The sequence below is a fragment of the Streptomyces sp. NPDC031466 genome, from assembly GCF_055581265.1.
In genome coordinates, this window is the sequence record NZ_JBVIJT010000007.1 from 16,557 (window position 1) to 29,126 (window position 12,570).

8 protein-coding genes are annotated in these 12,570 nt (G+C 70.7%); 5 read left to right on the forward strand and 3 right to left on the reverse strand.

Annotation, left to right across the window (positions count from 1 at the left end; all coding sequences use genetic code 11):
* Positions 1-11: 11 nt before the first annotated feature.
* Positions 12-584 (reverse strand): GNAT family N-acetyltransferase, encoded by a 573-nt coding sequence (locus ACZ5GP_RS18075; RefSeq protein ID WP_468751800.1) that lies wholly within the window; start codon positions 582-584, stop codon positions 12-14.
* Positions 585-805: 221 nt separating this feature from the next.
* On the opposite strand from ACZ5GP_RS18075, the gene secA reads away from it, so the two are divergent.
* Positions 806-3,643, forward strand: coding sequence for a preprotein translocase subunit SecA (gene secA, locus ACZ5GP_RS18080; protein WP_468751801.1), 2,838 nt, complete (start codon positions 806-808; stop codon positions 3,641-3,643).
* A gap of 163 nt (positions 3,644-3,806) precedes the next feature.
* On the opposite strand, the gene ACZ5GP_RS18085 is transcribed toward secA, so the two are convergent.
* Positions 3,807-4,244, reverse strand: coding sequence for an Rv3235 family protein (locus ACZ5GP_RS18085; protein WP_468751802.1), 438 nt, complete (start codon positions 4,242-4,244; stop codon positions 3,807-3,809).
* A 309-nt stretch (positions 4,245-4,553) separates the two neighbouring features.
* Between ACZ5GP_RS18085 and ACZ5GP_RS18090 the strand changes: the two genes are divergently transcribed.
* The 3 genes from ACZ5GP_RS18090 to ACZ5GP_RS18100 all read left to right on the forward strand — a co-directional run bounded on the left by ACZ5GP_RS18090 (position 4,554) and on the right by ACZ5GP_RS18100 (position 11,329).
* Complete coding sequence (locus ACZ5GP_RS18090; RefSeq protein ID WP_468751803.1) at positions 4,554-5,060, forward strand: DUF6912 family protein; 507 nt, start codon at positions 4,554-4,556, stop codon at positions 5,058-5,060.
* 110 nt (positions 5,061-5,170) lie between these two features.
* On the forward strand, positions 5,171-5,842 hold the full coding sequence (locus tag ACZ5GP_RS18095) for an HAD family hydrolase (RefSeq protein WP_468751804.1): 672 nt from the start codon (positions 5,171-5,173) through the stop codon (positions 5,840-5,842).
* Between the two features lie 543 nt (positions 5,843-6,385).
* Positions 6,386-11,329, forward strand: coding sequence for an NAD-glutamate dehydrogenase (locus ACZ5GP_RS18100; RefSeq protein WP_468752145.1), 4,944 nt, complete (start codon positions 6,386-6,388; stop codon positions 11,327-11,329).
* A 125-nt stretch (positions 11,330-11,454) separates the two neighbouring features.
* Here the strand turns inward: ACZ5GP_RS18100 and ACZ5GP_RS18105 are convergent, their stop codons facing one another.
* Positions 11,455-11,727, reverse strand: coding sequence for a GlsB/YeaQ/YmgE family stress response membrane protein (locus ACZ5GP_RS18105; RefSeq protein WP_361076360.1), 273 nt, complete (start codon positions 11,725-11,727; stop codon positions 11,455-11,457).
* 181 nt (positions 11,728-11,908) lie between these two features.
* Here ACZ5GP_RS18105 and ACZ5GP_RS18110 point away from each other — a divergent pair, with 181 nt between their 5' ends.
* Positions 11,909-12,457, forward strand: coding sequence for a phosphatase PAP2 family protein (locus ACZ5GP_RS18110; protein ID WP_468751805.1), 549 nt, complete (start codon positions 11,909-11,911; stop codon positions 12,455-12,457).
* Positions 12,458-12,570 lie beyond the last annotated feature (113 nt).

Genomic DNA, 12,570 nt, shown 5'->3' on the forward strand with positions numbered 1-12,570 from the left:
CTTTCGACCCCTCAGGACCGCGCCGGCAGGTAGGGCCGCGCGGACGGCAGACCGAGGTCGCCGGGGAGCAGGGCGCCCACCCAGCCGTCCCGGAGCGTGCCCTTGTTCAGCAGGCTCGCGCGGAGCACGCCCTCGACGGTGAAACCGGCCTTCTCCACGACGGCCCGTGACCCGTGGTTGCCGATCTCGGCGCGCCATTCGAGGCGCGGGCAGCGCAGTTCGGTGAAGGCCCAGCGGGCGAGAGCGAGCACCGCCTCCGTCATGTAGCCCCGGCCCCGGTGCTCCTCGGCCGTCCAGAAGCCGACCTCCCAGGCGCCCGAGCGCGGGTGGTGCAGGCTGGTCGCGGCGATCAGAGGGCCGCCGTCCCGGGGCCGTACGGCGAAGGTGTACTCCAGGTCGCCCCGCCAGCCGTCGGGGACCATGCGGTGGACGAAGTTCTCGGCGTCCACGCGCGCGTACGGCGAGGGAATGGTGGTCCAGCGCTGGATCTCGGGGTCCTGGCAGGCCGCGTGGACCTCGTCGATGTCCCGCGGGGTGAAGGCGCGCAGGCTCAGGCGGTCGGTCGTGAGGGTGACGGGCTCCATCAGGAGATGATGCGGGGGCGCCGTTCCGGGGGCCAGTGTTTTTGCCGGCCCGGTGTGGTCAGCACGTACCGGCCGCGCATGCCACCCGGCACCTTCGGCGCCCCTCGTCCGTTGACCTCAGAGCAGACCTCCCGGCGCGGGCGGGTCCTCGCATACGATGACCGTTGCCCGACGAGTAAAACCGACCATGCCAGGCCCGACCGGCAAGGAGACCAACCCCCGTGTCCGTCCTCTCGAAGATCATGCGTGCAGGCGAAGGCAAGATCCTGCGCAAGCTGCACCGCATCGCGGACCAGGTCAACTCCATCGAAGAGGACTTCGTCAGCCTCTCCGACGCCGAGCTGCGCGCGCTGACCCAGGAGTACAAGGAGCGATACGCCGACGGCGAGACGCTCGACGACCTGCTGCCCGAGGCCTTCGCGACGGTCCGTGAGGCCGCCAAGCGCGTCCTGGGCCAGCGTCACTATGACGTCCAGATGATGGGCGGCGCCGCGCTGCACATGGGCTATGTCGCCGAGATGAAGACCGGTGAGGGCAAGACCCTCGTCGGCACGCTGCCCGCGTATCTGAACGCCCTGTCAGGCAAGGGCGTCCACCTGATCACGGTCAACGACTACCTGGCCGAGCGCGACTCCGAGATGATGGGCCGCGTCCACAAGTTCCTGGGCCTGAGCGTCGGCTGCATCCTGGCCAACATGACGCCGGCCCAGCGCCGTGAGCAGTACAGCTGCGACATCACCTACGGCACGAACAACGAGTTCGGCTTCGACTACCTCCGCGACAACATGGCGTGGTCGCAGGACGAGCTGGTGCAGCGCGGCCACAACTTCGCGATCGTCGACGAGGTCGACTCGATCCTGGTCGACGAGGCCCGCACGCCGCTGATCATCTCCGGCCCCGCCGACCAGGCCACCAAGTGGTACGGCGACTTCGCCAAGCTCGTCACCCGCCTCACCAAGGGCGAGCCCGGCAACCCCCTCAAGGGCATCGAGGAGACCGGGGACTACGAGGTTGACGAGAAGAAGCGCACCGTTGCCATCCACGAGTCCGGCGTGAGCAAGGTCGAGGACTGGCTGGGCATCGACAACCTCTACGAGTCGGTGAACACGCCGCTGGTGGGTTACCTCAACAACGCCATCAAGGCCAAGGAACTCTTCAAGAAGGACAAGGACTACGTCGTCATCGACGGCGAGGTCATGATCGTCGACGAGCACACCGGCCGTATCCTCGCCGGCCGCCGCTACAACGAGGGCATGCACCAGGCGATCGAGGCGAAGGAAGGGGTGGACATCAAGGACGAGAACCAGACCCTTGCCACCATCACCCTCCAGAACTTCTTCCGCCTCTACAAGCGCGAGGGCTACGACAGCGGCCTGTCCGGCATGACCGGTACGGCGATGACCGAGGCCGCCGAGTTCCATCAGATCTACAAGCTGGGCGTCGTGCCGATCCCGACGAACCGGCCGATGGTCCGCGCCGACCAGTCCGACCTGATCTACCGCACCGAGGTCGCCAAGTTCGCCGCCGTCGTCGACGACATCGCGGAGAAGCACGAGAAGGGGCAGCCGATCCTGGTCGGCACCACCTCCGTGGAGAAGTCGGAGTACCTCTCGCAGCAGCTCTCCAAGCGGGGCATCCAGCACGAGGTGCTCAACGCCAAGCAGCACGACCGTGAAGCCACGATCGTCGCGCAGGCCGGCCGCAAGGGCGCCGTCACGGTGGCCACGAACATGGCCGGCCGTGGTACGGACATCAAGCTCGGCGGCAACCCCGAGGACCTCGCCGAGGCCGAGCTGCGCCAGCGCGGTCTCGACCCCGTGGAGCACGTCGAGGAGTGGGCGGCCGCGCTGCCCGCCGCTCTGGAGAAGGCCGAGCGGGCCGTCAAGCAGGAGTTCGAGGAGGTCAAGGCCCTCGGCGGGCTGTACGTCCTCGGCACGGAGCGGCACGAGTCGCGCCGGATCGACAACCAGCTGCGTGGTCGTTCCGGACGTCAGGGCGACCCGGGCGAGTCCCGGTTCTACCTCTCGCTGGGCGACGACCTGATGCGGCTGTTCAAGGCGCAGATGGTCGAGCGCGTCATGTCGATGGCCAACGTCCCCGACGACGTGCCGATCGAGAACAAGATGGTCACGCGCGCCATCGCCTCGGCCCAGTCGCAGGTCGAGCAGCAGAACTTCGAGACCCGCAAGAACGTCCTCAAGTACGACGAGGTCCTCAACCGCCAGCGCGAGGTCATCTACGGAGAGCGTCGCCGCGTCCTGGAGGGCGAGGATCTGCAGGAGCAGATCGCGCACTTCATGGACGACACCATCGACGCCTACATCGCCGCCGAGACCGCCGAGGGCTTCGCGGAGGAGTGGGACCTGGACCGGCTGTGGGGCGCCTTCAGGCAGCTCTACCCCGTCAAGGTCACCATCGAGGAGCTGGAGGACGCGGCGGGCGACCGCGCGGGCCTCACCGCCGAGTTCATCTCGGAGTCCATCAAGGACGACATCCACGAGCAGTACGCGGCGCGGGAGCAGCAGCTCGGCTCCGACATCATGCGTGAGCTGGAGCGCCGGGTCGTCCTGTCGGTGCTCGACCGCAAGTGGCGCGAGCACCTCTACGAGATGGACTACCTCCAGGAGGGCATCGGCCTGCGGGCCATGGCGCAGAAGGACCCGCTGGTCGAGTACCAGCGCGAGGGCTTCGACATGTTCAACGCCATGATGGACGGCATCAAGGAGGAGTCCGTCGGCTACCTGTTCAACCTGGAGGTCCAGGTCGAGCAGCAGGTCGAGGAGGTCCCCGTCGAGGACGCGGCCGCCACCTCGCTCACCAAGGACGGCGCGCAGGACGCGGTTCCGGCCGGCGCCGGGGCGCGCCCCGAGATCCGGGCCAAGGGCCTGGAGGCTCCGCAGCGCCCCGACCGCCTGCACTTCCAGGCGCCGAACGCCGAGGGCGGCGTGGACGAGGGCGACTTCACCACGGACGGTTCGGGTGTGCGGTCCGAGGCGGACGGGATGACCCGCGCGGAGCGCCGCAAGGCCCAGAAGGGCGGGCGGCGGCGCAAGAAGTGAGGCGCGCTGTCGCGGTGACCGGGCGTTGACCGGGTCCGGTCAGGCTGCTCCCGGGCGGCCTGACCGGGGCCGGGTGCGGGCGGGTTCGAGGGGCTGGGGATTTCTCCGGCCCCTTTGTCGTGGGCGGGCAACGGTGTCGTGGGGTCGACGGCTCGCGGCGGGGTCAGTGGCTCTTCTCCGTCTCCACCGCCGTGCAGCGCCATTTGCGGTCCGGGCCCAGCGCCAGGCGGAAGGCGAGTGCGCGCAGTCTCGGGCCGGCCGCGACGCGGGCGAAGACCTCGTAGGCCTCGGGGTGCGGCTGGTAGTGGCCGATGCGGTGGATGGTGGGGCGGTGGCCGTCCGCGCACAGCGGGGCCAGCTCGGCGAGGCGGGCCAGGTCGTCGTACGCCGTGTTGGCGATGTGGCGGGCCACCCAGTGCAGGGGGCGCTGCCCGCTGAGGACGAGGAGCAGGCGTTCGGCGAAGACCTCCGTGGGATGCGGGGGCGGCTGCGCCGGGATGGCCCGCAGCGCCCGGCGGGAGTCCTGGCGGGTGGGTGGTCGGCCGTTGGGCGGGCGGGACGCCGAGGGGCGGGGACGCGGTCTTGTCATCACCTTGCGCATGGGAGCCTCCTTCATCGCCTGCAGTACCGGGGAGTAACTTCCCGTTGGGGATCTTGTACGGGGGCGGTGAGGGCCAGGGCAAGGGCGTGCGATGGTCCCGGGGCGGGCCGCGCGGTTCACCTATCCGGGGGGTCCGAGGGCCGGTGGCGCCGCGAGCGCGGGGCGGCGGCGGGTGAATCCGCGGACGGGCGTGGACGGCTCCCCGGCAGGTGGGGGCGGCTCGATGGGGGACTCACGGACGTATCCTGAAGGCCTTCTCCGGCCACGCAGCTCCGTCCGCGGGCGGACACGAATGAAAGCGGTCAGTCAATGCGCCTCTACGTTCCCCTGACCCTGTCCCGGCTCGCCGAGGCGTACCAGGCGGGGGAGCTGGCGCCCGGGCCGCTGGTCGCCTACGCCGTGACCCCGGCGCTGCGGGAGTGGTACGTCTCCGACGACATCGAGGAGCTGGAGTACGCGGCGCTGAACCGGGCGGCGATGGCGTCGCTGCGGCTGGTGGCGGTGGACCCCGGTGCGGCGCGGCGGCGGGTCGTGCTGGCGGCCGACGTACCGGACGGGGCGGCCGTCGCCGACCCCGACCGGGGGCTCGACCAGGGGGCGCTCGGGGAGGTGCGGATCGCCGAGGCGCTCCCGATGGGCAAGGTGGCGGCCGTGCACGTGGACGCGGAGGACGCGGAGGCGGACGTGGCCGCGGCGGCGTCCCTGCTGGGAGCCGCTGACCAGGGCGACGACGACGCGCGGTTCGTGGTGGACGGGGTCGAGGACCACGAGCTGCTCTGGTTCGCCACGCAGGAGATTCCCGGGCTGATCGCCTGAGAAGCCAGAGCCGGAGCCGGACACGGACACGGACACGGAGCCGTGCCCCGGGCCTCGGGCGGGGCTCCGCGGGCCGTTCGCCGGGCGTGGGCGGAGGGTAGATTTGGGGGATGGGGACGCGGCGCGGGGCGCACATCGTGTGGGACTGGAACGGGACGCTCCTGCACGACATTCACGCGGTGATCGAGGCGACGAACGCCTCCTTCGCGGAGCTCGGGATCGAGCCCATCACCTTGGAGCGGTACCGCGAGCTGTACTGCGTGCCGATCCCACTGTTCTACGAGCGGCTGCTGGGGCGGCTGCCCAGCGACAGTGAGTGGCGTGTCATGGACGCCGTGTTCCACCGGCACTACTGGGCGCGGGCCGAGACCTGCGGGCTCACCGAGGGGGCCGCCCGGCTGCTGGCCGACCGGCGGGCCGAGGGGCACACGCAGTCGTTGCTGTCCCTGGCCCCGCACGAACACCTCGTACCGCTCGTGCGCAGGCACGGAATCCAGGAGCACTTCGTACGGATCGACGGGCGCACCGACGACTCGCATGCCGGGAAGGCCGAGCGGATGGTGCGGCACCTCGCCGCGCTGGAAGGTGTCGTGGCCGCCGCCGAGCGGGTCGTCGTCATCGGCGACGCCGTCGACGACGCGATCGCCGCCGCGCACGTGGGGGCGCGGGCCGTGCTCTACACCGGGGGTTCGCACAGCCGGGCCAGTCTGGAGAGCGCCGGTGTGCCGGTCGTGGACAGCCTCGGAGAGGCCGTGCTCGTGGCGGAACGGCTCGCCGCCTGAGGTGCCGGGGCGCTCGTGTGGCGGTGCGTCCGTGTGGCCGTGCGTCCGTGCGGTCGTACGGCCGTCGCCCGTGTCCGTCGTCCTTCCCGGACAACGTGCCCGCCCACGGCGGGTCCGCCCAGGGGGCCGACCTCGACGGGCGCCCCGACGTACTGTGCAGAGTGTCCAGGTTCTGCCCCTGCTTTTGTGCACATACGGCTCATGACGGTTCCGGGGTGCGGAGCGATAGCCTTGTCCCGTGATCAGCGCGATATCCCGCGGAGGCATCGGTGCCTCCGCCCTGCGCCCCGGAAACACGGAGGACATCCGTGCCCGGGGCCTCGCTGACGTCTCTTCGCGGTGCGGCCGAGCGGGCCGGGCGGCCCGCCCGGCGACGGATTCGGCGAATCTGTCGCCGAAACCGCTGAAAATGGCGCAAAGTCGATGGCTGTTTCCGTACCGCCGCCTAACGTCGATGACGGCCGGAGACCCCGGGCCGGGGCGTTATGTCACTTCACTTCCTTCTACGTCGCGCAATGACGCGCGGCAGGAGTCATGAGGACAATGCAGACCAAGCTGGACGAAGCCAAGGCCGAGCTGCTCGCGCGGGCCGCCCGGGTAGCTGAGAACAGCCCGGTCGGGGGGCGCCCGCCGAGCGGTGCACCGACCGGGAAGACGAGCGGGGCCACGCCGGACCAGGACATGGCCCTCGCGTTCCTCCAGCGCTACTACCTGCACACCGCCCCCGAGGACCTCGCCGACCGCGACCCGGTCGACGTCTTCGGTGCCGCCTTCTCCCACTACCGGCTCGCCGAGAACCGCCCCCAGGGGACGGCGAACGTGCGCGTCCACACCCCGACGGTCGAGGAGAACGGCTGGACCTGCAGCCACTCCGTCGTCGAGGTCGTCACCGACGACATGCCCTTCCTGGTCGACTCCGTCACCAACGAGCTCTCCCGCCAGGGCCGCGGCATCCATGTGGTCATCCACCCCCAGGTCGTCGTACGCCGTGACGTGACCGGCAAGCTCCTCGAGGTCTTCCCCGCGGAGGTGGGCGCCGAGCGGCCGCAGGACGCGCTCGTCGAGTCGTGGATCCATGTGGAGATGGACCGCGAGACCGACCGCGCCGACCTGAAGCAGATCACCGCCGACCTGCTGCGCATCCTGTCCGACGTGCGCGAGACGGTCGAGGACTGGGAGAAGATGCGCGACGCCGCGCTGCGCATCGCCGACGAGCTGCCCTCCGAGCCCACCGCGGACGACCTGCGCGACCAGGAGGTGGAGGAGGCCCGCGAGCTGCTGCGCTGGCTCGCCGACAACCACTTCACCTTCCTGGGCTTCCGGGAGTACAACCTCACGGACGACGACTCGCTGGCCGCCGTCCCCGGCACCGGACTCGGCATCCTGCGCGCCGACCCCAAGCACGGCGACGACCACCACCCCGTCAGCCCGTCCTTCAACCAGCTGCCCGCCGACGCGCGCGCCAAGGCCCGTGAGCACAAGCTGCTCGTCCTGACGAAGGCCAACAGCCGGGCGACCGTGCACCGCCCCAGCTACCTCGACTACGTCGGCGTGAAGAAGTTCGACGCCGAGGGCAACGTCATCGGGGAGCGGCGCTTCCTCGGCCTGTTCTCGTCCGCCGCGTACACCGAGTCCGTGCGGCGCGTGCCCGTCATCCGCCGCAAGGTCGCGGAGGTGCTGAAGGGCGCCGGCTTCTCCGCCAACAGCCACGACGGGCGCGACCTGCTCCAGATCCTGGAGACCTACCCGCGCGACGAGCTGTTCCAGACGCCCGCCGACGAGCTGCGCTCCATCGTGACGAGCGTCCTCTACCTCCAGGAGCGGCGCCGGCTGCGGCTCTACCTGCGCAAGGACGAGTACGGGCGCTACTACTCCGCGCTCGTCTACCTCCCGCGCGACCGCTACACCACCGGCGTGCGGCTGCGGATCATCGACATCCTCAAGGAGGAGCTGAACGGCGCCAGCGTCGACTTCACCGCCTGGAACACCGAGTCGATCCTCTCCCGCATCCACTTCGTGGTGAGGGTGCCCAAGGGCGCCGCGGTCCCCGACCTCTCCGACGCCGACCTCGAGCGCATCGAGGGCCGGCTCGTCGACGCCGCCCGCTCCTGGGCCGACGGCTTCGCCGAGGCGCTGACCGCCGAGTGCGGCGAGGAGCGCGCCGCCGAACTCCTGCGCCGGTACGGGGGAGCCTTCCCCGAGGGCTACAAGGCCGACCACACGCCGCGCGCCGCCGTCGCCGACCTCCAGCACCTGGAGCAGCTCAGCCAGGGCGACAAGGACTTCGCGCTCTCCCTGTACGAGCCGGTGGGCGCCGCGCCCGGCGAGCGCCGCTTCAAGATCTACCGCTCCGGCGAGCAGGTCTCCCTCTCCGCGGTGCTGCCCGTCCTGCAGCGCCTGGGCGTGGAGGTCACCGACGAGCGCCCGTACGAGCTGCGCTGCGCCGACCGCACGCACGCGTGGATCTACGACTTCGGGCTGCGCATGCCCAAGTCCCCGAACGGCGGCGACTACCTCGGCGACGACGGCCGCGAGCGCTTCCAGGAGGCCTTCGCCGCCGCCTGGACCGGCGCCGCCGAGGTCGACGGCTTCAACTCGCTGGTGCTTCGCGCGGGCCTCAACTGGCGCCAGGCGATGGTGCTGCGGGCCTACGCCAAGTACCTGCGCCAGGCCGGCGCCATGTTCAGCCAGGACTACATGGAGGACACCCTCCGCAACAACGTCCACACCACCCGGCTGCTCGTGTCGCTCTTCGAGGCGCGCATGTCGCCGGACCACCAGCGTGCCGGGACCGAGCTGACCGACGGGCTCCTGGAGGAGCTGGACGGCGCGCTCGACCAGGTCGCCTCGCTGGACGAGGACCGCATCCTGCGGTCCTTCCTCACCGTCATCAAGGCGACCCTGCGCACGAACTTCTTCCAGCGCACGCAGAGCGGCGAGCCGCACGCCTACGTCTCCATGAAGTTCGACCCGCAGGCCATCCCCGACCTGCCCGCGCCGCGTCCCGCGTACGAGATCTGGGTGTACTCGCCCCGTGTCGAGGGCGTGCACCTGCGCTTCGGCAAGGTCGCGCGCGGCGGGCTGCGCTGGTCCGACCGGCGCGAGGACTTCCGCACGGAGATCCTCGGCCTGGTCAAGGCGCAGATGGTGAAGAACACCGTCATCGTGCCGGTCGGCGCCAAGGGCGGCTTCGTCGCCAAGCAGCTGCCCGACCCGTCGGTGGACCGCGACGCGTGGCTCGCCGAGGGCGTGGCCTGCTACAAGACGTTCATCTCCGCGCTGCTCGACATCACCGACAACCTCGTCGCCGGCGAGGTCGTGCCGCCCTCCCACGTGGTGCGCCACGACGAGGACGACACCTACCTCGTCGTCGCCGCCGACAAGGGCACCGCGACGTTCTCGGACATCGCCAACGAGGTCGCCCAGTCCTACGACTTCTGGCTCGGCGACGCGTTCGCCTCCGGCGGCTCCGCGGGCTACGACCACAAGGGCATGGGCATCACCGCCCGCGGCGCCTGGGAGTCCGTGAAGCGGCACTTCCGGGAGCTGGGCTGCGACACCCAGTCCGAGGACTTCACCGTCGTCGGTGTCGGTGACATGTCCGGCGACGTGTTCGGCAACGGCATGCTGCTCTCCGAGCACATCCGCCTGGTCGCCGCCTTCGACCACCGGCACATCTTCATCGACCCGAACCCGGACGCCGCGACCTCCTACGCCGAGCGCCGCCGCCTGTTCGAGCTGCCGCGCTCGTCCTGGGCCGACTACGACAAGGCGCTGCTCTCCCCCGGCGGCGGAATCTTCCCCCGCTCCGCCAAGGCGATCCAGCTCAACGGCCACATCCGCGAGGCCCTCGGCATCGAGAACAACGTCGTCAAGATGACCCCGGCGGACCTGATGCGGGCCATCCTCCAGGCCCCCGTGGACCTGCTGTGGAACGGCGGCATCGGCACGTACGTGAAGTCCTCGGCGGAGTCGAACGCCGACGTCGGCGACAAGGCGAACGACGCGATCCGCGTCAACGGCTCGGACCTGCGCGTCAAGGCCGTCGGCGAGGGCGGCAACCTCGGCCTGACCCAGCTGGGGCGCATCGAGTTCGCGCGCGCCGGCGGCCGCATCAACACCGACGCCATCGACAACAGCGCCGGTGTGGACACCTCCGACCACGAGGTGAACATCAAGATCCTGCTCAACGCGGTCGTCACCGACGGCGACATGACCGTCAAGCAGCGCAACAAGCTGCTCGCCGAGATGACCGACGAGGTCGGGCACCTGGTGCTGCGCAACAACTACGCGCAGAACACCGCGCTGGCCAACGCCGTCGCCCAGTCGCCGTCCCTGCTCCACGCCCACCAGCGCTTCATGCGCCGGCTCGGCAAGCAGGGCCACCTCGACCGGAGCCTGGAGTTCCTGCCCAACGACCGGCAGATCCGCGAACTGCTCAACTCCGGCCGCGGCCTGTCCCAGCCCGAGCTGGCCGTCCTGCTCGCCTACACGAAGATCACGGCCGCCGACGAGCTGATCCAGACGACGCTGCCCGACGACCCCTACCTGCGGCGCCTGCTGCACGCGTACTTCCCGAAGGCGCTGCGCGAGCGGTTCCCCGACCAGGTCGACGGGCACGCGCTGCGCCGGGAGATCGTCACGACCGTCCTGGTCAACGACACGGTCAACACGGGCGGTTCGACGTTCCTGCACCGGCTCCGGGAGGAGACGGGCGCCTCACTGGAGGAGATCGTGCGGGCCCAGCTGGCCGCGCGGGAGATCTTCGGCCTCAGCGAGGTCTGGGACGCCGTCGAGGCGCTCGACAATGTCGTCGCCGCCGATGTGCAGACCCGCGTACGGCTCCACTCGCGCCGCCTCGTCGAGCGCGGCTCGCGCTGGCTGCTCAACAACCGGCCGCAGCCGCTCCAGCTCGCCGAGACCATCGCCTTCTTCAGCGAGGGCGTCGCTCAGGTCTGGGACGAGCTGCCGAACCTGCTGCGCGGCTCGGACCTGGAGTGGTACCAGGGCATCCGGGACGAGCTGACGGACGCGGGTGTCCCCGAGGCGCTCGCCCAGCGCGTCGCCGGGTTCTCGTCGGCCTTCCCGGCGCTCGACATCGTCGCGGTCGCCGACCGGGTGGGCAAGGAGCCCATGGCCGTCGCCCAGGTCTACTACGACCTCGCCGACCGGCTGCGCATCACCCAGCTCATGGACCGCATCATCGAGCTGCCCCGGGCCGACCGCTGGCAGTCCATGGCCCGCGCCTCCATCCGCGAGGACCTGTACGCGGCGCACGCCGCGCTCACGGCGGACGTCCTGGCCGCGGGAGGCGAGGGCGAGTGCACGCCGGAGGAGCGGTTCAAGGCGTGGGAGGAGAAGAACGCGCCGATCCTGAGCCGGGCCCGCTCGACGCTGGAGGAGATCCAGAGCTCCGAGGCGTTCGATCTGGCGAACCTGTCGGTGGCGATGCGGACGATGCGGACGCTGCTGCGTACGCATTCGTAGGCGTCGCCGACGGTACGGAATGCGTAGGCGCTGTCGGAGGACACGCCAAAGGGGGGCGCCCCGGGCCTGGTGGCTCGGGGCGCCCCCCTTTTCCTCGCTCCGTGCGGGGAGCGGGCCGCGGTGGGTCAGGCGTGTCGTCGGGCTCCGCGTCGGGCCCACAGGGGCGTGACCACGGCGATGAGGACGGCGGCGACGCCGATCTGGAAGATGTGCCTGATCCAGTCGATGCCGTTCGTGTCGCGGACGCCGACCGCGGTGGCCAGCGCGTTGCCGACGACGGCGCCGAGGATACCGAGGATGACCGTCAGCCACAGCGGAATGGGCTGACGGCCCGGCAGGACGAGTTTGGCCAGCAGGCCGATGATGAGTCCGGCGATGATGGCCCACAGGAATGACACGTCAGCTCCTCCATCTGTAGACAAAAGCTGTCGGGAATCTGCAAGCCCAGGTGCCCGGGAAACCGCGCCGTATGCCTCCCTTCTTCGGCCATGTCTTCGGCAGGCCCTCGGGCAGGTATTCGTATGCGTGTTCGTGAATGTCCTCGTGCATGACGGGACCGGGAGGGGGAAACTGGGTCGCATGATCGGCTTGGCGGATGTCAAAGAAGGCGACGTACGGCTCACCCGCCGCATGGCCCACTGGACCTCGCCCCTGGCGCGGCGGGTGCTGCCCGTCGTGGAGTCGGCGGCTGAACACACCAAACTGTGGTGGGGCGCGGCGGTGCTCATGTCCGCGACCGGCGGCCGCCGGGAGCAGACGGCCGCGGTGGCCGGGCTGGCCGCCATGGGGGTCGCGGAGCTGGTGTCCAACGCGGTGTGCAAACAGCTCTACGAACGGCGCAGGCCGCCCAAGGAGCTGATCCCCCACGAGGACGTCCACGACCGCCCGGACAGCTCTTCGTTCCCCTCCGGGCACACCGCGGCGGCCGTCGGCTTCGCCGCCGGTGTCGCCGGGACCTCCCTGGGGTGGGGCGCCGCCTGCGCGGTGCCGGCGGCGGCGGTCGCGGTGGAGCGGGTGCACTCCGGCGCGCACTACCCCACCGACGTGGCCGTCGGCGCCGTGATCGGCCTGGCCGGCGCCTGGCTCGTCCACCACACTCCCCGGCTGGTGCTGCGCCACCTGCTGTGAGGGCGCTTCTGTTGCCCGCCCCGTTCCGGCAGTGCAGTCCGGCAGGGGGCGGGCTTTTTCCGTGTGCCCGGCCCCGGTCCGGCGCCGGGGCAACGTCGGCGGGCCCTGTGGCG

What these genes read in the sequence shown, in the direction of transcription:
- ACZ5GP_RS18085 (WP_468751802.1), bottom strand. Translation starts at nt 4,244, where the DNA reads ATGCGCAAGGTGATGACAAGACCGCGTCCCCGCCCCTCGGCGTCCCGC.
- ACZ5GP_RS18100 (WP_468752145.1), top strand. Translation starts at nt 6,386, where the DNA reads ATGCAGACCAAGCTGGACGAAGCCAAGGCCGAGCTGCTCGCGCGGGCC.
- ACZ5GP_RS18075 (WP_468751800.1), bottom strand. Translation starts at nt 584, where the DNA reads ATGGAGCCCGTCACCCTCACGACCGACCGCCTGAGCCTGCGCGCCTTC.
- ACZ5GP_RS18110 (WP_468751805.1), top strand. Translation starts at nt 11,909, where the DNA reads ATGATCGGCTTGGCGGATGTCAAAGAAGGCGACGTACGGCTCACCCGC.
- ACZ5GP_RS18095 (WP_468751804.1), top strand. Translation starts at nt 5,171, where the DNA reads ATGGGGACGCGGCGCGGGGCGCACATCGTGTGGGACTGGAACGGGACG.
- ACZ5GP_RS18090 (WP_468751803.1), top strand. Translation starts at nt 4,554, where the DNA reads ATGCGCCTCTACGTTCCCCTGACCCTGTCCCGGCTCGCCGAGGCGTAC.